At 36.5% G+C, this 21,730-nt stretch carries 26 protein-coding genes; 20 read left to right on the top strand and 6 right to left on the bottom strand.

Annotated features, from left to right (window positions below; translation table 11 throughout):
* Positions 1-154: 154 nt before the first annotated feature.
* The 3 genes from AC58DT_RS04780 (at position 155) to AC58DT_RS04770 (ending at position 2,046) form a co-directional block, all read left to right on the top strand.
* Positions 155-628 carry a hypothetical protein gene (locus tag AC58DT_RS04780; RefSeq protein WP_497215691.1) on the top strand — a complete coding sequence of 158 codons (474 nt, stop codon included), beginning with the start codon at positions 155-157 and terminating at the stop codon, positions 626-628.
* Positions 629-836: 208 nt separating this feature from the next.
* Positions 837-1,373: a hypothetical protein gene (locus AC58DT_RS04775; protein WP_497215690.1), complete on the top strand. Its 537-nt coding sequence runs from the start codon at positions 837-839 to the stop codon at positions 1,371-1,373.
* Between the two features lie 136 nt (positions 1,374-1,509).
* The gene (locus AC58DT_RS04770; protein WP_497215689.1) at positions 1,510-2,046 is read left to right on the top strand and encodes a hypothetical protein; all 537 of its coding nucleotides are present in this window, start codon (positions 1,510-1,512) and stop codon (positions 2,044-2,046) included.
* Between the two features lie 83 nt (positions 2,047-2,129).
* Here the strand turns inward: AC58DT_RS04770 and AC58DT_RS04765 are convergent, their stop codons facing one another.
* Positions 2,130-2,480: a 4Fe-4S dicluster domain-containing protein gene (locus AC58DT_RS04765; protein ID WP_497215687.1), complete on the bottom strand. Its 351-nt coding sequence runs from the start codon at positions 2,478-2,480 to the stop codon at positions 2,130-2,132.
* Between the two features lie 63 nt (positions 2,481-2,543).
* Between AC58DT_RS04765 and AC58DT_RS04760 the strand changes: the two genes are divergently transcribed.
* The 8 genes from AC58DT_RS04760 (at position 2,544) to AC58DT_RS04725 (ending at position 9,869) form a co-directional block, all read left to right on the top strand.
* A complete protein-coding gene (locus tag AC58DT_RS04760) occupies positions 2,544-3,569 on the top strand; it encodes an acyl-CoA reductase (RefSeq protein ID WP_497215686.1) in 1,026 nt (341 codons plus the stop codon).
* A gap of 68 nt (positions 3,570-3,637) precedes the next feature.
* Positions 3,638-4,705 carry a 3-phosphoserine/phosphohydroxythreonine transaminase gene (serC, locus tag AC58DT_RS04755; protein WP_497215684.1) on the top strand — a complete coding sequence of 356 codons (1,068 nt, stop codon included), beginning with the start codon at positions 3,638-3,640 and terminating at the stop codon, positions 4,703-4,705.
* Positions 4,706-4,737: 32 nt separating this feature from the next.
* Entirely contained in the window at positions 4,738-5,691 is a 954-nt protein-coding gene (locus tag AC58DT_RS04750; RefSeq protein ID WP_497215682.1) for a D-2-hydroxyacid dehydrogenase, read from the top strand.
* Positions 5,692-5,799: 108 nt separating this feature from the next.
* A complete protein-coding gene (locus AC58DT_RS04745) occupies positions 5,800-6,441 on the top strand; it encodes a DUF937 domain-containing protein (RefSeq protein WP_497215681.1) in 642 nt (213 codons plus the stop codon).
* 120 nt (positions 6,442-6,561) lie between these two features.
* Positions 6,562-6,984, top strand: coding sequence for a DUF6146 family protein (locus AC58DT_RS04740; protein WP_497215680.1), 423 nt, complete (start codon positions 6,562-6,564; stop codon positions 6,982-6,984).
* Entirely contained in the window at positions 6,981-7,283 is a 303-nt protein-coding gene (locus AC58DT_RS04735) for a DUF6787 family protein (protein WP_497215679.1), read from the top strand. Before AC58DT_RS04740 ends, AC58DT_RS04735 begins: the two co-directional genes overlap by 4 nt.
* Positions 7,280-7,609, top strand: coding sequence for a hypothetical protein (locus tag AC58DT_RS04730; protein ID WP_497215678.1), 330 nt, complete (start codon positions 7,280-7,282; stop codon positions 7,607-7,609). The genes AC58DT_RS04735 and AC58DT_RS04730 overlap by 4 nt, the downstream gene beginning before the upstream one ends.
* A gap of 46 nt (positions 7,610-7,655) precedes the next feature.
* Positions 7,656-9,869, top strand: a complete 2,214-nt coding sequence (locus tag AC58DT_RS04725; RefSeq protein ID WP_497215677.1) for a TonB-dependent receptor — start codon at positions 7,656-7,658, stop codon at positions 9,867-9,869.
* A gap of 25 nt (positions 9,870-9,894) precedes the next feature.
* On the opposite strand, the gene AC58DT_RS04720 is transcribed toward AC58DT_RS04725, so the two are convergent.
* Positions 9,895-10,197, bottom strand: coding sequence for a hypothetical protein (locus AC58DT_RS04720; protein ID WP_497215676.1), 303 nt, complete (start codon positions 10,195-10,197; stop codon positions 9,895-9,897).
* A 52-nt stretch (positions 10,198-10,249) separates the two neighbouring features.
* Positions 10,250-10,849: a GTP cyclohydrolase I FolE gene (folE, locus tag AC58DT_RS04715; RefSeq protein ID WP_497215675.1), complete on the bottom strand. Its 600-nt coding sequence runs from the start codon at positions 10,847-10,849 to the stop codon at positions 10,250-10,252.
* A gap of 121 nt (positions 10,850-10,970) precedes the next feature.
* Between folE and AC58DT_RS04710 the strand changes: the two genes are divergently transcribed.
* The 8 genes from AC58DT_RS04710 (at position 10,971) to AC58DT_RS04675 (ending at position 18,442) form a co-directional block, all read left to right on the top strand.
* Entirely contained in the window at positions 10,971-11,633 is a 663-nt protein-coding gene (locus AC58DT_RS04710; RefSeq protein ID WP_497215674.1) for an ABC transporter ATP-binding protein, read from the top strand.
* The gene (locus tag AC58DT_RS04705) at positions 11,634-12,398 is read left to right on the top strand and encodes a TIGR02757 family protein (protein ID WP_497215673.1); all 765 of its coding nucleotides are present in this window, start codon (positions 11,634-11,636) and stop codon (positions 12,396-12,398) included. It abuts the gene before it with no gap.
* Positions 12,399-12,521: 123 nt separating this feature from the next.
* Positions 12,522-13,727, top strand: a complete 1,206-nt coding sequence (locus AC58DT_RS04700; RefSeq protein WP_497215672.1) for a sensor histidine kinase — start codon at positions 12,522-12,524, stop codon at positions 13,725-13,727.
* 111 nt (positions 13,728-13,838) lie between these two features.
* On the top strand, positions 13,839-15,761 hold the full coding sequence (locus AC58DT_RS04695; RefSeq protein ID WP_497215671.1) for a BatA domain-containing protein: 1,923 nt from the start codon (positions 13,839-13,841) through the stop codon (positions 15,759-15,761).
* Positions 15,758-17,014: a dihydroorotase gene (locus AC58DT_RS04690; RefSeq protein ID WP_497215670.1), complete on the top strand. Its 1,257-nt coding sequence runs from the start codon at positions 15,758-15,760 to the stop codon at positions 17,012-17,014. Before AC58DT_RS04695 ends, AC58DT_RS04690 begins: the two co-directional genes overlap by 4 nt.
* Positions 17,014-17,334 carry a hypothetical protein gene (locus tag AC58DT_RS04685; RefSeq protein WP_497215669.1) on the top strand — a complete coding sequence of 107 codons (321 nt, stop codon included), beginning with the start codon at positions 17,014-17,016 and terminating at the stop codon, positions 17,332-17,334. Before AC58DT_RS04690 ends, AC58DT_RS04685 begins: the two co-directional genes overlap by 1 nt.
* A 50-nt stretch (positions 17,335-17,384) precedes the next feature.
* Positions 17,385-17,708, top strand: a complete 324-nt coding sequence (locus tag AC58DT_RS04680) for a DUF4870 domain-containing protein (protein ID WP_497215668.1) — start codon at positions 17,385-17,387, stop codon at positions 17,706-17,708.
* Positions 17,709-17,785: 77 nt separating this feature from the next.
* Positions 17,786-18,442: an alpha/beta hydrolase gene (locus AC58DT_RS04675; RefSeq protein ID WP_497215667.1), complete on the top strand. Its 657-nt coding sequence runs from the start codon at positions 17,786-17,788 to the stop codon at positions 18,440-18,442.
* 22 nt (positions 18,443-18,464) lie between these two features.
* Here AC58DT_RS04675 and AC58DT_RS04670 read toward each other — a convergent pair whose 3' ends face one another.
* Together AC58DT_RS04670 and AC58DT_RS04665 are read right to left on the bottom strand one after the other, a co-directional pair.
* Positions 18,465-18,959: a hypothetical protein gene (locus AC58DT_RS04670; protein ID WP_497215666.1), complete on the bottom strand. Its 495-nt coding sequence runs from the start codon at positions 18,957-18,959 to the stop codon at positions 18,465-18,467.
* 2 nt (positions 18,960-18,961) lie between these two features.
* On the bottom strand, positions 18,962-19,738 hold the full coding sequence (locus AC58DT_RS04665; RefSeq protein ID WP_497215665.1) for an MBL fold metallo-hydrolase: 777 nt from the start codon (positions 19,736-19,738) through the stop codon (positions 18,962-18,964).
* 79 nt (positions 19,739-19,817) lie between these two features.
* Here AC58DT_RS04665 and AC58DT_RS04660 point away from each other — a divergent pair, with 79 nt between their 5' ends.
* On the top strand, positions 19,818-21,272 hold the full coding sequence (locus AC58DT_RS04660; protein ID WP_497215664.1) for a TonB-dependent receptor: 1,455 nt from the start codon (positions 19,818-19,820) through the stop codon (positions 21,270-21,272).
* Here AC58DT_RS04660 and bcp read toward each other — a convergent pair.
* On the bottom strand, positions 21,269-21,721 hold the full coding sequence (bcp, locus tag AC58DT_RS04655) for a thioredoxin-dependent thiol peroxidase (protein WP_497215663.1): 453 nt from the start codon (positions 21,719-21,721) through the stop codon (positions 21,269-21,271). The two genes, AC58DT_RS04660 and bcp, sit on opposite strands and share 4 nt — an antisense overlap.
* Between the last annotated feature and the right edge of the window lie 9 nt (positions 21,722-21,730).

Below are 21,730 nucleotides of genomic sequence, written 5' to 3'. Positions count from 1 at the left end.
TGAGGGTGCAAATATACATCTTCAAAACAGACTTTCAACATTTGGCAATAGATGCTTTTCAAAAAAAGTTTGGGTTTTATTTCACTTTAAATTTGCAAGAAATTAACGTTAATAGGGTTAGTTTTACTGAATAAACCATAAATAACCAATTATTATGAAAAAAGTAATTTTAAGCTTAGCTATTGCAATCTTTGCATTAACGGGAATTAATGCCCAAGAAAATAAAGATGTGCAATCTACAACCACCGTTAAAAAAGTTACCCAAAAAGGAACTGATGTAAAAACGAAAGTGATTGCAGAGACTGAAACGGACAAGGAAACAATTAAGGTGGAAGGTAACGAAAAACAAGATCAGGCTGTTGATGTAGTCAAAGACAAAAATATTGATTCAAAAGTCGTGTCTGATGACGTTTCTGTAGATATTGCAAACCAACAACAAATGATTTCTATAAAGCAGCAACAGCAAGCAGAACTTGCCAAAAAAATTGCTGATCAAAAAGCAGAAGCTGCTGCCAAAGCTGAAAAAGAAAGACAAGCAAAGTTATTGCAACAACAAAAAGAACTAGAAGCCAGAAGAGCTGCGCTTACCAAGCGCCCAGAAGGAATGGCTAAGTTGAAAAAGGATTAAACAATATATTTTTGCTTACTATGCGCCCGTTCCATGTTTTTGGAACGGGATTTTTTTATTGCAAAACCTTTATTTTAATAGAATTTAACAAATTATGGTGTGCTACCAAAAAAAATTTAGCAAAATGTTATAACCAAAGATTGGGCATATGGGCTGTTAGTAGTTATATTATTGTATAAGAAAAATTAATAATCACAATATAACTATTATGAAAAAGATATTTATCGTTTTTGCACTTGTAGCGTTTACTACAGGTTTCGCACAGGTTGACAAAAACACGAACACAAAGGAAACAACTGTTGTAAAGAAGACATACATTGAAGACGACAAGGGAATTGATGTTGAAACCCAAAAGGCCACGATTTCCCAACAACGCCAATTAGCGTTGAAGAATACAGATGTGGTTAAGACTAACTACAGCGTTACAATGACGCCCATTACTATGAATACTGATTATAGTTATACTTATAACAACAATAAATATAGTTTTAGTGCCGATGCCAATGGATATACTTTATACCAAATAGAAAATAGCAACAAACATTTGGAATATGCAAATCTCAAACCATTGGGACAAAAAGGATATTATCTTTTTAACAAAGATGGTCAAACTTCAGTTGGCTACTTTAACCAATACGGTAATTTTGTAGTTGAGGGGTTTGATTCAAATACAGACAATGTCTCTACCACTATTTTCATTCTTGATGAAAAAAGTAGGGATATGATGAAAGAGCAAAAAATGTAAGTTTCTTTCTGAAATAGATTTAAGAAAATACCGGTTTCCGGTATTTTTTTAATGAATTAGCTTTTCATTATCAAACCTTTACGACAATTTAACAAACACAAACCCTACATTTGAAATAACACTTAAAAACTATATCATGAAAAAAGCAATGTTACTTTTAGCGATGGTTCCTTTTTCGGTTACTTTCGCACAAGTTGATAAAAACACAAACACGGAAAAGCAAACAGTAGTTACCAAGACCTCGGTAACCGACGATAAAGGAACTGATACCGCCACCAAGGCAGTGACCCAAACCAAAAAAGAGGTGTTGAGTTTAAAAGATAGTGATGCCAACCAGACTAACCAAAGTGTGGTTATGAAGCCTATTGTTGTGGATACCGATGTTACTTATAGCTACGACGGTAACCGCTTCAAGTTTTTGAGCCAAAAGGACGAAAATGGCTATCGTTTAATGACCATAAAAGATAACGCAACAAATGAACAATACGCCGTTATCAAGCCTACTTCACAAAATGGATATTATATTATGTCGCAAGATGGAAAATCCTCTTTTGGATATTTTAACGCAGACGGCAATTTTGTAGTAGAACGCTATGACGCCAAAACCGATGCAATCATTTCAGAAGTTTATAAACTGAATGTGAAAAGTGATAGAAAAAAAGATAAAATGTAGAATATTTATTAACTATCCCCACTTAATGAAAAACGCCTCTTGGTCTGAACTGTGAGGCGTTTTTTTTACTTAATAATATTTTTTTATTTTTTGTGCATAAAATGCTGTTTGGCCAATAGTTCTTCCTCAGACTCAACGTGATCCTCATCGGGAACACAACAATCTACTGGACATACCGCCGCACATTGCGGTTCATCGTGAAAGCCTTTACATTCCGTACATTTATCTGGCACTATAAAATATATTTCGTCACTTACTGGTTCTTGCGCTTCATTGGCATCCACTGCTTTTCCGTTTGGTAATACTACTTTGCCCTCTAAATCGGTTCCATCGGCATAGCGCCAATCGTCGGCTCCTTCATAGATTGCGGTATTAGGGCACTCAGGCTCGCAAGCGCCGCAGTTTATACATTCATCGGTTATTATAATTGCCATGGGATTTTCTTTTTCTAACTTTGCGCAAATTTAATGCCTATCAATCGCAACTCCAAAATAAGTATGCAATTAAAACAAAGAATTAACGGTTTTATCGCCTTAGGAACCTATCTGAAACGAATTGTATCCGAAAACGGTGATTCTAGCGTGAAAGAACTATTTCGAAAAGCCGAGGCTGAAAATGGTTGGTTTACGCAAGACAATATAAGGTTTGCGCTAGAAAGCTGGAGCGAGGCGCTTTCAGAGGAAAATTTACAGCAATGGCTTTACGGTTACAATATTGAAAAGTCCAATCCAAAAACCGTTGCCATCATAATGGCCGGTAATGTTCCCTTGGTAGGGTTTCACGATTTTCTTTCAGTCCTTATAACAGGAAATAAAGTACTGGCAAAACTTTCGTCAAATGACAGAACCCTTTTACCCTTCCTATCAAAATACTTAATATCTGTGGAGCCGGAATTCAAAAATTATATTGAATTTACCGAAGGTAGATTGATTAATTTTGATGCAGTCATCGCGACCGGTAGCAACAACACTGCTCGCTACTTTGAATATTACTTTGGAAAATACCCGCACATTATTCGCAAAAACAGAAATTCAGTTGCAGTGTTAACCGGCAATGAAACTGTGGAAGAACTCACGGCACTCGCCAATGATATTTTTAGATATTTTGGCCTAGGTTGTCGAAATGTATCAAAATTATATGTTCCCGAAAATTATGATTTTGAAGCGTATTTTAAAGCAATGTACAGTTGGAAGGAAATTATTCATAACCACAAATACATCAATAATTACGATTATAACAAAGCGGTGTATTTAATGGACAGTTTTCCGTTATTGGACAATGAATTTTTATTACTGAAAGAGGACGATGGCTTCTCCTCTCCTATTTCGGTGGTTTTCTATGAAAAATATAGTACTTTCGAAAAACTTAACAAAGAATTGGAACTTCAATCAGAAAATATTCAATGTATTGTTTCAAATGCAAATCTTCCAAATGAAGTTTCTTTTGGAAAAGCGCAAACCCCAGATTTGTGGGATTATGCAGATGGGGTAGATACGGTTGATTTTCTGTTGAAACTTCCTTGATAAAATATTCATAATTCCCACATATTTAGTAGCATAATTCACATCTTTGTACTATAAATTTTCAAAGGATGAAAAAACATAATTTCAGTGCAGGTCCCTGCATTTTGCCACAATCTGTTTTAAAGAAATCTGCCGAGGCGGTTTTAAATTTCAACAATTCAAATCTTTCATTGATAGAAATTTCCCACCGAAGCAAAGATTTTGTAGAGGTAATGGACAATGCCCGAAAGCTTGCCCTGGAACATTTGGGGCTTCAGAACAAGGGCTACCAAGCCTTGTTTTTGCAAGGGGGTGCAAGTCTTGAGTTTTTGATGGTTGCCTATAATCTTTTGGAGAAAAAAGCGGCATATCTAAACACGGGAACTTGGAGCGACAAAGCCATAAAAGAAGCTAAATTGCTAGGAGAAATTGTGGAAGTTGCAACTTCAAAAAGTGATAATTTCAACTTTATTCCCAAAAATTATAGTATCCCTTCAGATACAGATTATTTCCACTGTACGAGCAACAATACTATTTTTGGAACGCAGATGCGCACTTTTCCCGAAACCGAAATCCCGATGGTTTGCGACATGAGCAGTGATATCTTTTCGCGACAGCTCGATTTTTCAAAATTCGGCTTAATCTATGCAGGCGCCCAAAAGAATATGGGGCCAGCAGGAACAACACTTGTAGTAATAAAAGAAGATATTTTAGGAAAAGTTTCCCGCGCCATTCCTTCTATGTTAAATTACAAAGTGCATATTGATAAAGAAAGTATGTTCAACACCCCAGCGGTATTTTCGGTGTACGTATCTATGTTGACATTGGAATGGTTAAAAGATTTGGGAGGCATTTCAGCAATTGAAAAAGTGAACAACCGAAAAGCTGAACTCCTTTACAATGAAATTGACAGAAACCCACTATTTGAAGGCTTTGTTGCGGATAAAGAAGACCGCTCAAAAATGAACGCTACCTTCAATTTAAAAAATGATGAATTGAAGGCCACTTTTGACGATCATTTAAAACAAGCTGGAATCAATGGTCTAAATGGCCATCGCAGCGTTGGCGGTTACCGCGCTTCTATGTATAATGCGCTACCGTTAGAAAGTGTGCAGGTTTTAGTGGATGTAATGCAAACTGTTGAAAAAGGCGCATAAATCAAAAGAATAATAACACAGAATTTTATTAAATGAAAATATTAGCAAACGACGGAATTTCACAAAGCGGCATAGATGCATTGAAAGATGCTGGTTTTGAAGTATTGACAGTACACGTAGCACAGGAGCAACTTCAAAACTACATCAACGAACATAAAATTGAGGTGCTTTTGGTTCGTAGTGCTACAAAAGTACGGAAAGACATTATTGACAATTGCCCAACTTTAAAAATCATTGGCCGCGGCGGTGTGGGTATGGATAACATAGATGTAGAGTATGCCCGTGAAAATGGAATCGAGGTAATAAATACTCCAGCGGCATCGTCAGAATCAGTGGCAGAATTGGTATTTGCCCATTTGTTTGGAGGTGTTCGTTTTCTTCACGATTCAAACAGGAATATGCCTTTGGAAGGAGACACTAGATTTAAGGAATTGAAGAAAAATTATGGCAGTGGCCGTGAACTTCGGGGGAAAACCTTAGGAATTGTTGGTTTTGGCAGAATAGGTCGCGAGGTAGCAAAAATAGCTTTGGGATGCGGCATGAAAGTAATTGCCAGTGACAGAGAGGTTGGAGAGGCAGATATTACTTTAACCTTTTATGATGGACAAAATATAACCCTGAAAATAAAGACCGCCCCCATAGATAAATTAATAAAACACAGTGATTTTATAAGCCTTCACGTGCCTTCCCAATCGGGTTATTTAATTGGCAAAGAAGAGATTTCAAAAATGAAGGAAGGCGTTGGTATTGTAAATGCTGCCCGTGGGGGTGTTCTTGATGAAAATGCGCTCTTGGAAGCCATTGAAGATGGAAAAGTTTCTTTTGCGGCACTTGACGTTTTTGAAAACGAACCCACCCCCTCCATAAAAGTATTAATGCACGATAAAATTTCACTAACACCGCACATTGGTGCAGCTACAAACGAGGCACAAGATAGAATTGGTGTAGAACTGGCAAATCAGATAATTTCGATTTTAGTAAAATAGAGTGTTTTTATTCACATAAGGCGCAATAATGTTATTATATCCATTTTATAAATAGATAATTATTCATTTTCAGTAACTTGCGGAAATAATTAATTAATGTAAAACAAAATGTCAGGAATTTTAGATTTATTGAACAGTAACCTCGGAAAACAAATTATTGGAGGTATTAGTCAAGAAACCAATCAACCAGCAGACAAAACAGCTTCTGTTGTAACAATGGCTATGCCCATACTGCTAGGTGCTATGAAACGCAATGCGAGTAACGAAAGTGGAGCCGCTAATTTGATGAATGCTTTAAACAGCAAGCATGACGGTAGTATCCTCGATAATTTAGGCGGTCTTTTCGGGGACGGTGTAAATGAAGAAGTGAAGCAGGATGGGCTTGGTATTTTAGGTCATGTTTTAGGAGGTTCGCAGGATAACGCAGTAAGAGCGCTTTCCCAAAAATCTGGTTTGGACACCAATTCGGTTATGCAAATTTTACAGGTTGCAGCCCCTATTTTATTAGGTTATTTGGGAAAACAAAAGCAACAAAAAAACGTAAACTCAGATTCTGGCATAGGCGATTTGCTGGGAGGTCTTATGGGCGGCGGCAAGAAACAACCAGAACAGCAATCAATGATTGAATCTTTGCTTGACGGAAATAATGACGGTAGTGTAATTGACGACATCGCTGGAATGGTTTTAGGTGGAGGCAGTCAGAAAAAAGGTGGTCTCGGCGGTCTTTTGGGAGGCTTCTTTGGGAAATAAAAATCTAAATATAAATTAGTCAAAATACTGTCATTCATAAAATGACGGTATTTTTTTTAAATGAAAGTTAAATCAGGCTACCTTCATTTTACATTTGTTAACTTTGTAAAAATCATTGATATGAAAAATTTTCTACTAATTGCGGTACTTTCATTTGTAATTTTTAGTTGCGGAACAGGAAATTCTTCCATAACCAGCTCACCTTCTGATGGAACCACAAAAAACGATACCGTCAGAATAGCAAATGATAGCCTTGAATATGAAATAATAATTGTAGAACCCGGATTTCAATCTTGGCTAATTTCCCAGCCACCACGCGGTTTTTATGGTCAAGCAAAATTAGAGGGGAAAAACCGTCAGTTTGTAGCTGAGTACAATAGTCGTGTTTTACAGCCAAATTTATATTCCAGAAATTTGTATGGTGAACAAATAAATTACGACCCAACTATTGATTATGGATATGAGGTGAATTACTTATTGTATAACTATTTTGTCTATTTTCAGGAAAAATACAATCAAAAATTTATAGGCGGAAGAAATTGAAAAAGCTTAAAAAACGTTGGAATATTAAAACCAACAGACAACTATTTATAATTTTACTGGTATTTGCCATTACTGGAAGTTCAGCTGCAAAATTGGCCGCTCCACTAACAGATTTTTTTAATATAACCAAGGAAATGGGTTGGTACATATACTGGCCGTTCCGAATTTTGATTATCCTTCCAATTTATAAAGTACTTTTGGTGTTTTTTGGATGGGTATTTGGAGAATTTCACTTCTTTTGGAATTTTGCGAAAAAAATGCTCAGAAGTATGGGGCTCGGATTTTTAACTAAACAATGATAAACCTTACAACAAAAGTTACGCATGTATTAATCGCTACGATATTCTCGTTGGCATTGCTGCTTCCTACTGCTGTACAATTTGCGCATACTTTTGAAGGTCACGAACACAAGGCTTGTACCGATATTTCAACGCATCTTCACGAAAAACAGTTAGACTGTTCAATTTGTGATTTTCACTTTTCAATATTTACCTTTACTCCTCTGGAATCTCCTGATTTCACTGTATTTCACAGTTTTCGAAATGTTGATAGTTTTTATTTTACATCTTCTTTTAATTTAGACCCTTCCCACTATTTTCTTAGAGGCCCTCCTCAACTTTCTTGATTTTTATCATTTTATTTTAATTCAAACATTTTTAAATCAAGAAAGCATGAAAAACATATTATGCTTACTTGTGGTGTTCTTTATATATACCACAGTGAGCTCACAAAATTCCTTGACGGGAAACATAACTTCAAAAAATACAAATGAACCAGTGCCCGCAACAATCTATATTCCGCAACTTGAAAAAGGAACCGTTGCAGATTTTGACGGTAACTATACGCTAATCAATATTCCTGACGGAAGCTATAACATAGTTTTTTCTTCACTAGGATTCGCGACCATTTCAAAAAAAATTAATTTTTCAAACGGAAAAAACGTTACCGAAAATCTTGAAATGCAGGAAAGTGCAGTTGAAATGGAAGAGGTTATAGTTTCTACGCCCTTCCATAAATTACAGAGTGATAATGTTATGAAGGTGGAACGCATTTCAACTGAAGACCTAAACGCCTCTGGTGCCGTAACCTTGGCCGATGGCATTAAAAATATTGCAGGAGTAGAAATCATTAGTACAGGGACGGGCATTGGAAAACCAGTTATTCGCGGACTAAGCTCAAATAGGGTTTTAACTTATGCACAGGGTGTTCGTTTAGAAAATCAGCAGTTTGGAGACGAGCACGGGCTGGGTATAAATGAAGCGGGAGTGGAAAGCGTAGAAGTCATAAAAGGTCCGGCGTCATTGCTTTACGGAAGCGATGCTCTGGGCGGAGTACTTTATCTGAATCCTGAAAAATTTGCGCTCTCCGGTGAAACTCATGGTGATCTAAACAGCGCTTACTTTTCAAATACATTGGGAACCGCTACAAATCTTGGAATTAAGACCTCAGGTGAAAAGCTAAAATTTTTGGCACGAGGCGCGTACGCTATTTTTAGTGATTATGATACGGGAGCAGATTATCGTGTTACCAACACTAGGTTTAATGAAAAAGATTTTAAGACTGGATTGCAATATTCTGGCACAAAATTTAAGTCAACACTTCGCTATAATTACAATCGCTCCAATATTGGTATTCCTGAGGAAATCAGTGAGCAAACGCGTTCTAAGGCTTTAGAACTTCCTTTTCAGGAAATTGATAACCATATTTTAAGTTTTGACAATACGCTATTTTTTACTAACTCCAGTTTAGATATAAAAGCCGGTTATCTGTTCAATGACAGACGTGAATTTGAAGACGAATCAGATGTGGCAGCCCTTCAGCTTAAATTAAACACATTTAATTATGATATGAAATATCACCTACCTCAATTGGGCAATTTTGAAACTATAGTGGGGCTTCAGGGAATGTTTCAAAAAAATAAAAACGAAGGTGAAGAAATTTTAATTCCTGATGCGACAACTACTGATATTGGAATTTTGGCAACTTCACACTATCATTTGGAAAAGATAGATTTTCAAGCCGGAATCCGTTTCGACTCTCGAAAAATTAAAAGTGAAGCCGCTGGAAATCCTGCTGATTTGGATTTTATTCCAGCACTTAATACCACTTTTAATAGTTTCACTGCTGCTTTAGGAGCTAAACTCGATATTGTTCGAAATTTTTCAACGCGAATCAATCTTGCCAGTGGATTTAGAGCGCCAAACTTGGCAGAACTAACTTCTAATGGGGTTCACGAAGGTACAAACAGATATGAACGCGGAAATATAAATTTATCAAATGAGCAGAATTTCCAGACCGATCTTGCTTTAGAATACAGAAACGAGCATATTGAATTTTTTGCAAATGGTTTTTACAACGCCGTTAATGACTACATTTTTCTGTCGCCTAGCAATGAAACCCTTGACGACGCACAGGTATTTGATTATTTGCAGGATAATGCAGCGTTGTATGGGGGCGAATTGGGTTTTCACCTTCACCCCCACCCGTTGGATTGGCTTCATTTGGAAAGTAGCTTCGAAACTGTTACAGGAAAATTGAGCAATGATAAATATTTGCCATTAATTCCGGCAAATTCACTCCGGAATACATTCCGAATAGAACTAAATGATGGAAAAACCAGAAAATCAAGTTCAGCTTTTATTACGCTTGAAAATACCTTTGACCAAAAAAATGTGAGCAATTTTGAAACGAGAACGGGAGGCTATTCATTACTGAGCGCAGGGATTGAAAGCAGCTTTCAATTTCAAAAGGTTTTATTTAAAATCGGACTAAACGGAACAAATCTTACAGATAAAAAATATATAGCCCATTTATCGAGATTAAAGCCGGATAGTATTTTTAATATGGGAAGGAGTATCAATGTAAATTTAAAATTGGAAATTTAAAGAAAAAGCCCCGATCGGGGCTTTTTTATTCGTTCGCTCTAACCTCAATAATCTGTGGTGTAGGCTGCTTTTTCCAAACAAATGTGTATAACCACATTAGTGTAAAGGTGGGGACAACATCCGTAAAGGGTAAAACTTCCTCTACAAATACAAGAACAGAAGCAATTTTTCCTTCAGTTCCTTTATACATTTCACTCATTTTTTTTGCTGCAAGAGGCGCCCAAAGTAAATCTAAAAAGGGACCGATTACAGGTATGGCCATTGTTGCCATACCTACTGCATCATAAAAAATGCCTTTTCTAAGCAACTTATATTTTTCGTTTTTCATCTTCCTGTTGTGTTTAATTTATTATTGAAGAGCAAAAAACATTCCAAAAAAATTAACCCAAATCGCTGCTGATCAGTTTCAAGAATTCATTTCTGGTTTCTATAGCCTCAAATTGGCCACGAAAACCTGAAGTTGTAGTAACGCTATTCTGTTTCTGCACACCGCGCATCATCATGCACATGTGCGATGCTTCAATAACTACGGCTACCCCTTTTGGTTTTAAAGTATCATTTATACATTCAAGAATATCATGGGTTAATCGTTCCTGAACCTGCAATCTACGTGCAAAAATATCAACAACCCGCGGAATTTTGCTAAGCCCAACAATATGTCCATCTGGAATATAAGCGATGTGTGCTTTTCCAAAAAAGGGCAATATGTGGTGCTCACAAAGGGAATAAAGTTCAATATCTTTTATAATAACCATATCATGATAAGCTTCGGCAAACATGGCACTTTTCAAGATTTCAGCGGGGTCCTGACAGTTGCCCGAGGTTAAAAATTGCATCGCCTTTGCGGCGCGTTCAGGTGTTTTTACAATACCATCTCGCGAAATATCTTCGCCTACCGTATGCAGGATTTTACTATAATTTTCAATCAACGTGTCCGTTACAGGTTGGTCGTATTCTTCAAAATATCTATAGGAAGCCATTAAAATTTGTTTAATAATATTAAATTCAAAAATAAACACATAAGTCCGAATAAAAACAATATAACCCATTGGATTGTATTATAGCGCTATAAATAGTACTTTCACGGTTTAATTTTTTGCTATGATTGAAGCCCAAAATATTCATAAATTCTACGACAACCTTCACGTTTTAAAGGGTGTTGACCTATACATAAAAAAGAGTGAAATTGTTTCAATAGTTGGTGCTTCGGGCGCGGGAAAAACAACCTTGCTGCAGATTTTGGGAACCTTGGATGCTTTTGATAAATCAAAAAGTAAATTAGCCATAAACGGTGTAAATATAGGTTCCCTTTCGGGGAAGAAATTAGCGCAGTTCCGAAATGAAAATTTAGGGTTTATTTTTCAGTTTCACCAACTATTGCCAGAGTTTACAGCACTTGAAAACGTCTGTATTCCAGCATTCATAAAAAAAACTCCAAAGAACATAGCTATAAAAAGAGCGAAAGAACTACTCACATTTTTAGGACTTTCGCACCGCGAGGACCATAAACCCAACGAACTTTCGGGCGGGGAACAACAACGAGTTGCCGTAGCAAGAGCTCTGATTAACAATCCGGCAATCATCTTGGCAGATGAACCTAGCGGAAATCTCGATACCGAAAGTGCCGAAAATCTGCACAATTTATTTTTCAAATTGCGGGATGAATTTGGGCAAACCTTTGTTATCGTTACGCACAATGAAGAACTTGCAAATATGGCTGATAGAAAATTGGTGATGCAAGACGGAAAAATTGTGAGCCATTAAATGAATAAAACCGAACTGAAATCATTCCTTGACGAAAAGGTCAATCTTTACAATAACCCCAAATTTATTGAAACCGATCCTATTCAAATTCCACATCTTTTCACTTTAAAGGAAGATATTGAAATTACAGGCTTTTTAGTGGCTACCATTGCTTGGGGAAATAGAAAAAGCATCATAAACAATGGCAACCGTTTAGTGGAAATGATGGGCAGCTCCCCTTATGATTTTGTGATGAATTTTTCAGAAGAGCAATCAGAGTCTCTTTCAAATTTTGTGCATAGAACTTTTAATAATGAAGATCTTGCTTATTTTCTGAAATCGCTTCAAAGTATATATAAAAACCATGGTGGGCTGGAAACCTTGTTTTCTAAACATGCCAAAAAAGACTCTATGCAACCGGCAATACATCATTTCAAAAAAACTTTTTTTGAACTCCCCCACCCTTCTCGAACACAAAAACACATTAGTGATCCCTTAAAAAATTCGGCTGCAAAAAGAATAAATATGTTTCTTCGGTGGATGGTTCGTAATGACGCTACGGGCGTAGATTTTGGAATTTGGAAAAGCATTGATTCTTCCCAGTTGTCTTGTCCGCTTGATGTTCATAGTGGTAACGTCGCACGGAAACTAAAATTACTGAAACGTAAACAAAACGATGCCAAAGCTTTATTGGAGTTGGATAATTCGCTTCGCAAATTGGACTCACAAGATCCTGTAAAATATGACTTTGCTCTTTTCGGATTAAGCGTTTTTGAACGCTTTTGATTTAAAAGTTGATACATTTCACATTATTTTTATCCGTTTCAAAACTGATTATAAAATATTGTACATTTACGTTTAATCCTTAAAAACCGATATTTTCGGTTTTAAGATAAAGTAACCTAAACCTTGATAAAACCACAATTTCCAATAGATGAAGAGCAACGCTTGGCCGCTGTACGTTCCTATCATTTGTTGGACACCTTGCCAGAAAAGGATTTCGACAATATAACCGCATTGACAGCAAATATATGTGATGTGCCAATTTCATTGGTAACGCTTCTGGATGCAGATCGTAATTTTCTGAAGTCGCATTACGGTATTCCTTTTAATGAATCACCAAGAGATATTTCTTTTTGCGGGCACGCCATATTGGAAGAATCAAACATTTTTATAATTGAAGATGCCAGAAAAGACAATCGTTTTAAAGATAACCCACTGGTAACAGAAATGAATGCCATTTTCTATGCCGGTGTGCGTTTGGTGAATAGTGAAGGTTATCCATTGGGAACTCTTTGTGTTTTTGATACCAAACCTAGGGTATTGACAAAATCCCAAAAAAAGGCACTTACTGCCATGGCCTACCAAGTGGTGAATTTATTTGAAGCCCGAAAACGTAACCGAGCATTGCTTTCTGTACAAAAAGAACTTAAGGAACGCAATGAGGAACTTAAAAATTTTGCTGGCGTAGTTTCCCACGATATGAAAATGCCGCTGGCAAATATGATTATCACATCAGATATGCTTCGCACCAAATATGGACAGCATTTGGATGAACAGGGCAAAGAATATTTAGATTACATCAAGCAGTCATCTTTCACACTAAGTGAATACGTTACTGGCCTGCTGGAGCATTACGAGACTGATAAAACAGCATCTTTGCGGAGTGAATCTTTTGACAGCCAAGATCTTTTAGAGGAAATAATAGAACTGCTAAATATCAACGTTGATTGTGAAATAAATCTACCCGAGGAAAACATTGAAATGCAGGCCAATAAAGTTGCCCTTGAGCAAATACTTTTGAACCTTATTGGTAATAGTTTAAAATACAACGATAAAAAGAAAATAAAAATTGATATTGATTGTGAAGAAAAGAACGGTTATTACCATTTTACTATTACCGATAACGGAATGGGAATACCAAAAGAACGAATAGAGCATATTTTTGATCTTTTTGTCACCACGGGAAATTTAGACCGAAATGGAAAAAAAGGAAATGGTATTGGACTTTCCACAGTAAAAAAGCTAGTAAATAGACTGGATGGTGAAATAAAAGTTTCTTCCACTTTGGGAGAAGGGACTACGTTTAAGTTTAGTGTGAAAAAATTAGATTGAATTTAAGTATTAAAAGATGTTTACTTATCAAAAGAAGGCATTTTCACCTTTAGCTTACAGAAATAGCTTTAATTGCATTCCATTTTTTATCTTTGGGCAATATTTATAGGAATGCAGTTCAAACACCCAGAAATTCTTTACGCCCTTTTCCTGCTGCTCATCCCAATATTTATTCATCTTTTTCAACTTCGGCGTTTTCAAAAAGTAGATTTTACGAATGTTGCTTTTCTTAAAAAAGTTACCATTCAGACCCGAAAAAGTTCACAACTCAAAAAGTGGCTTACCCTATTGATGCGTTTGCTAGCTTTAGCCTGTGTTATTATTGCATTTGCACAACCCTTCACAGCCACCAAAACTGCTTTAAGCACAAAAAAGGAAACCGTAATTTATATAGACAATTCCTTCAGCATGCAGGCGAAAGGTGCAAAAGGCCCAATGCTTGAGCGCGCCTTGCAGGATTTGTTTGATAAACTTGGGGGTACCGAAAAACTTAGTTGGTTTACGAATAATTCTGAACGAAAAAATGTTACCCCACAGGATTTTAAAAATGAGGTGCTTTCCATAGTATACTCACAAAACCAATTGACCCCTTCACAAGTGTTATTGAAAGCCAATCAGCTTTATTCAAAAGAAAAAGATGTGCTGAAACGATTGGTTTATCTTTCAGATTTTCAGCAAAAAGAAGTTTTTCCAGAAGTACCAACAGATTTAATACTGGATGCCGTACCACTGAAACCTGTAAAAGCATCAAATATCTCAATTGACAGCGCTTACATTGCTTCAAAGAATGCCTCAATAACGCAATTGAAGGTTAAAGTATCAAATACTACAACTGAAATTTCGGAAGTCCCTGTTTCCCTTTTTAATAAGAATAGATTGATTGCCAAAACAGCCTTGGATTTTTCAGGAAATTCTAACGGTACCGTAACTTTTGACATCGATAATTCCGAAGAATTTATTGGGGAACTACAAATAAATGAACCAAATATTCCTTTTGACAACTCGTTGTTTTTCAACATCAACAAGCCTGGAAAAATAAAGGTCTTAGCTATTAATGAAGCAGATGGAAACTTCCTGCAACGACTGTTTGAAAAAGAGGAATTCAAGTTTACACAGCAAACCTTCAAAACATTAAATTACAATGAAATTCCCGACCAAAATTTCATTGTGCTCAACGAGTTGAAAGAAATTCCGGCTTCCTTGGCCACCGCTTTACAATCGTTTAGCGACAATGGAGGAAGTGTTTTAGTTATACCCGCTTCCCTAGCAGATTTAAGCAGCTATAACAATTTGCTATTAACGATGGCTTTGGGAACGCTTTCCGAAGAAAAAATTCAAGAAAAAATGATTACGAAAATTGTTTTTTCGCATCCACTCTTTAAAGATGTTTTTGAAAAAGAGGTCGAAAATTTTCAGTACCCTAAGGTGAATGCGTTTTATAGTGTTTCATCAAATGCAACTCCCGCAATCGGTTTTGAGGACAACCAGTCCTTTTTACTTCAAAAAAACAAAACTTATCTATTTACAGCCCCAATAAACAAGGAAAATTCCAACTTCCAGAATTCGCCTTTGGTAGTGCCCACTATTTATAATATGGCCTTGCAGAGTTTGCCCTTACCCCGCTTGTATTATACAATTGGGCAGCAAAACGCAATAGCTGTTCCCGTGAAACTAGGCCCAGATGAAATACTTACCGTAAAGGACAGTACGGAGCAGTTTATTCCGCTTCAGCAAACAAAAGCCAATTATGTTTTAATGACTACCACTGATAAACCCAATAAAGCAGGAAATTACCAAATAGTGAAGAAAACTGAGTTTTTGGAAAATATAAGTTTCAATTATTCACGTAGTGAAAGTGAATTACAATACCTAAACCCCGAAGATTGGGAAGGTGCGGAAGTTTACAGTTCTGTGAATGATCTTTTTGATGCTATCGAAGATGCGAACGCTATTAACAGTTTTTGGAAATGGTTTGCTATTTTTGCATTGCTCTTCTTACTTTTTGAAATGCTTATCTTAAAATTCTACAAATGAAGATATTACTGAAATCCGCAACCATAGTAGATGTTTCCAGCAAACATCATTTAAAAAAACGGGATGTTTTGATAGAAAATGGTAAAATTTCAAAAATTGCTTCTACTATTTCTCCAACTGAAAAGATTAAAGAGGTTTCCTTAAAAAACCTACATATTTCCCAAGGTTGGTTTGATAGCAGCGTTTCTTTTGGCGAACCGGGTTTTGAAGAGCGGGAAACCATCGAAAACGGTTTAAAAACTGCCGCCTATAGCGGATTTACAAGTGTTGCCGTAAATGCAAACAGTTTTCCGATAACCGACAGCAAAGGGCACATAAAATTTCTAAAAAGCAAAGCCGAAGGGAACGCCGTTAACCTCTACCCTATCGGCGCACTAACCGTAGGCAGTAAAGGAACCGATCTTGCCGAACTCTACGATATGCAAAACGAGGGCGCAGTTTCTTTTTACGATTATAAAAACCCAATTGCAAATGCAAACTTGCTGAAAATAGCCTTGCAATACACACAGAATTTTCATGGGTTGGTGCAATCGTTTCCTTTTGAAAAATCTGTGGCGCGAAATGGATTGGTGAACGAAGAAGTAAACAGTACCCGGTTAGGATTGAAAGGAATTCCGGCACTTTCGGAAGAGCTCCAGATAATTCGCGATTTGTATATTTTGGAATATACTGGGGGTAAACTTCATATTCCTACCATATCAACCAAAAAATCTGTAGAACTGATTAGGGATGCCAAAAAGAAAGGACTAAATGTAACTTGCAGTGTCGCGATTTTCAACCTTATTTTGACAGATGATGTTTTGGAGGAATTTGATACGAACTATAAATTGCTTCCCCCCTTACGTACAAAAGAAGATTCCAAAGCACTGCTAAAAGGGTTGAAGGACAGAACGATTGATGGCGTAACCAGCGACCACAACCCAATAGATGTGGAGCACAAAAAAACAGAATTTGAGCAGGCTTACTTTGGAAGTATTGGTTTGGAAAGCTGTTTTGGTGCGCTCAATATGGTTTTGGGGATTGAGGAAACTGTTAAAGCGCTTACCGGTTTAAAACAAGCTTTCAATATTTCTTCAGAAAAAATTGAAGAAGGAAATCTTGCTGAGCTTACCCTTTTTAATCCTGATGGAAATTGGGAATTTTCAGAAAAAGATATTCTATCAACCTCAGAAAATGCCGCTTTTCTTGGAACAAAATTAAAGGGAAAACCTTACGGAATTTTGGTAAACAACAAATTGGCGCTGAAGAAATAATGAAGACTATACCCGCAGGAAAATCTACCGCCCTTATTGCCTATGCCCCATTTGTGGGTTTTATTATTGCCTATTTTTTCAACAGGGAAGAAAACCACCCCTTTGCAACGTGGCATATTAAAAATATGTTTGGGATTACGTTAATGTTTATCGTTTCGTTAGTTGTGCAAGCGCAAATAGATGTAACCGTTGGCGATATTATTTGGTTAATCTGTCTTTTGCTGTGGCTCTTTTGCTGGTCGATGGCTTTTTTCAGCAAAAAGAGGGGCATTCCGTTTTTAAGTGAAAAATTTCAGGAATGGTTTACATTTTTAAATTAAAGTATTGATTATCTTTAGCTTAAATAAACACTAACCTAAAATCAAAAAAAATGGAAACAACTGCAGACAACGGCAAAACCGTAGCCATCATTGCTTACATTACCTTAGTTGGCTGGATCATCGCTTTAATAATGAACAATGGAAATAAAACTGCTCTGGGCTCATTCCATGTGCGACAATCATTGGGTATTATGTGTGTGGGAGTAGTATTGAGTATTGTTATAAGTTTTATTGGGATTTCAATACTTACCTGGATTGTACAGCTCGCCATATTCGTATTTTGGCTCCTTGGATTGATAAGTGCCGTACAAGGTGAAATGAAACCGGTACCTGTATTTGGAGAACAATTTCAAGAATGGTTTAAAGGAATTTAGATTTTAAATAATATTTAACGAGACCTTTTCTGCTGAAAGAACTTCAGTTTAAAAGGTCTTTTTTATTTTTGCAGCCTATGGAAAAACAGACTTTACTTTTAGAACACAATTATAGACCCGCAAAAAATGCTTCAGAAAACTCACCGGCAATCATTATGCTGCATGGTTTTGGGAGCGATGAAAACGATTTGTTTTCCTTTGCCGGTGAACTTCCGGAAAAATATGCTGTCATCTCTCTGAAAGCCCCAATAAGGCTTGAACCTTACGGAAATGCTTGGTATAATATATACTTTGACAATTCACAGGGAAAATTCAGCGATGACGAACAAGCTATTGCCTCGCGCGAATTAGTTTCGAAGTGCATAGACGAAGTAATTGAAAAGTACAAAGTTGACAAAAATAATATTACGCTGCTCGGTTTTAGCCAAGGCACTATTTTAAGCTTCGCCATCGCGCTATGTTATCCTGAAAAAATAAAAAATGTAATCGGTTTAAGTGGTTATATTAATGAAGCCATTTTAAAAGAAGGGTATGCCAAAAATGACTTCAGCAATCTTAAAATCTATACGTCACACGGAAGTGTGGACCAAGTTATTCCTGTTCAATGGGCCCGAAAGACAGAGCCTTTCCTAAAAAACTTAAATATTGATTGTAAGTATTCGGAATTTCCTGTGGGGCACGGAGTAGCTCCCCAGAATTTTTACGAACTTAAAAGTTGGTTGGAAAATCAATAAGCTATAAGTTGTTCCAATTAGTTTAGTTTTGATATAAAAATGAAGCAATTGGCGTCAATTCAAGTTCATTTTTATCGTTGAAATAATATTCCAAAATCATTTCGCCCCAATAGGTGTTATCGGTAAAGTCTGCAAGGATCCATTTATGGTTAAGGAATTTTAGTTTATTGATTTTCATATCGCCCGCCATTCCCTCAAATGGAACTAATGGATTGTTTCCCTTTTGAAGATTGAAATCATAAATCTGATCAGAAACCATTGATTCCACTTCTGCAGCTTCATAACCCAAATTTTCAAAATAGGTCATTGCATTGTCATTTCCCATTAAAGTGAAATAGTTCAAGTTCATTATTTGTCCATGAAGGCCCTCGATAGAGTCGCTATATTTTTGAACTTTCATTTGCAGATTTTCAATTTGGGATTCCTGCGATTCAAAAATGCTTTTCTCGTTCATATATTGATAAATTATGAAAAGCAATGCAAAAAGAAACAAGTACATAAAAATTTTATTTCTCATAATCAAATAGTTATAGTGAGTGTATCATATGCCAAATGGACGTTTTGTGGAAGTTTTTTCTCCACTTCCTCATGAAAGCCCATTAAATGGCTAATGTGTGTAAAATATGTTTTTTCTGGTTTTACTTTTTCAACAAAATCAAGTGCTTCTGAGATGTTGAAATGTGAATAATGGGGTTCTTCGCGCAAAGCATTTACAACTAAAATCTTTGTCCCTTTTATTTTCTCAATTTCTTCTTCAGTAATGGTTTTAACATCCGTCAAATAGGTAAAGTCTCCCACCCGAAAACCTAAAACCGGTAGTGTGTCGTGGAATGCTTCAATTGAAATAATTTCTTTTCCCCCAATAGTGAAAGGTTTGTCTTTATCAATTTCAATTTCTTCAACGCTAGGTGCTCCGGGATATTTGTTTTCCGTTTCAAAAATATAGGCAAAACGTTCGTGCAGTGATTTAAATACTCGCTTATGGGCATAAAAAGGCATATTGCCCTGCATAAAATTGAATGGGCGGATATCGTCCAAACCTGCGGTGTGGTCGCTGTGTTCGTGCGTTAAAAGAATGCCGTCCAGTTTTGAAACCTTTTGGCGCAACATTTGCTGTCTAAAGTCAGGACCGCAATCAATAACGTAAGTAAAATCATCCCATTGCAATAAAACCGAAACACGCAAACGTTTATCTTTTGGGTCACTGCTTTTACAAACAGGGTGATTGCTGCCTATTACGGGTATGCCTTGTGAAGTTCCAGTGCCGAGAAATGTAACGCGGAATGTTGATTTCATCTGCGCAAAAATACTGGTATTTTTTTTGTTTACCTATTGTATTTGCTACCTTTGTTATATTAAAAAATAGAACGTTGCTATGCCAGAAACCATAATAGGAGACAAGGAATTTGAAAATATTCCCTCCATAAAAAGTAAGGCTTTACGAATCAATCTGAACGAAAACATTTACGGCACTTTTGCCGAAATCGGAGCCGGGCAAGAAACCGTTCGGAATTTTTTTAGAGCCGGTGGCGCTTCAGGAACCATTGCCAAAACAATGTCTGCCTATGATAAGGATTTTAGCGACGCAATCTATGGAATAGAAGAAGATGGCCGATACGTAACAGAATCAAGACTTCAAAAGATGCTCTCGCACGAGTTCAACTTGATAGAAGAGCGTATAAACCGTGAGAAACACCCCAACAGACTTTTCTTCTCGTACGCAAATACCGTTGCCACAATTGATTTTGCAAAAAAATATAAAGGGCATGGCTGGGTAGGAATTCGATATCAAATAGACCCAAAAGAACCTTATAACGAAATAACCCTGCACATTCGCTTTCACGAAAATGATGCACAATTACAGCAGATTACACTTGGTACTTTAGGTGTAAATTTAATTTATGGGGCATATTATAAATATGACCAACCCAATAAATTGCTTCGTTACCTGTACGACCATATCGATAAAGATAAAATTGAAATTGACACCATAAATTTTTCGGGGCCCCGCTTTAAGGACGTTGACAACAGATTGATGAGTCTTCAGCTAATTAAAAATGGTATGACCGATGCGGTTATGTTTAACCCTGAAGGCCACAATATACTTCCGGCAAGAATTCTTTATAAGAAAAACATTTTGGCCCTTCGCGGAAGCTTTAGACCTGTTACCAAGGTTAACATAGATATGTTTGAACGTTCCTATGAAATGTTTCTGAAGGAAAACAGGGTAGAAAAAGATAGAACTGAAGTAATATTTGAAATTACCCTTTCAAATTTGCGGGCCGAAGGTGAAATTGATGAAGAAGACTTTATGGACCGCGCCAGGCTGCTCTGTTCTTTGGGGCATACGGTTATGATTTCAAACTTTCAGGAGTACTATAAGCTAGTTGAATATTTCTCCAGATATACAAAGATGCGAATGGGGCTCGCCATGGGCGTCAATAATTTAGTGGACATTTTTGATGAAAAATATTATCGACACTTAAGTGGTGGTATTTTGGAAGCCTTTGGAAAATTATTTTTTAAAGATTTAAAGGTTTATCTCTATCCTATGAAAGATGCGGAAACGGGAGAATACACCAATAGTGAAAACCTGAAAGTACATCCACGAATGAAGGAATTGTACAAATTCTTTAAATATAACGGTAAAGTTGTTGACATCACTGATTATAATCCTGACAACATGGAGATATTTTCTCGCGAAGTATTGGCAATGATAGAAACAGGCGAAGAAGGATGGGAACAGATGTTGCCACCTGGAGTTTCAGAAATTATAAAGGATAAACAACTTTTCAATTATAAGACTACTCCTGAAAAGGTCGATAATTAATCCAATATCTGCGCAGCGTGATCTTTGGTCTTAACCTTGTCAATAATACGGGTTATGATTCCGTTTTCATCAATTATAAAAGTTTTACGGTGTATTCCATCAAATTCCCTTCCCATAAATTTCTTGGGTCCCCAAACCCCAAAACCATTTATAATCTCTTTGTTCTCGTCCGCCAATAAAGGAAAGGGGAAATCATACTTTTCTTTAAAATTTTTTTGACGTTTTTCACTATCTGCACTCACTCCCAATAATTCATAACCTTCCTTCTGTAATTTTTTATAATTATCACGAAGATTACAGGCTTCTGCAGTACACCCAGGAGTATTGGCTTTGGGATAGAAAAATACAATCCATTTCTTTCCCTTAAAATCTTTTGAGGAAATACTATTTCCATCTTGATCGTTTACTTTAAAATCTGGAGCCTTATCTCCTACCTTTAATGTTTTCATTATATTTAT

This window comes from Aequorivita sp. CRS11 (assembly GCF_059693805.1).
Note: the sequence above shows the minus strand (reverse complement) of the source record. Positions and strands in the feature narration are given on the sequence as shown.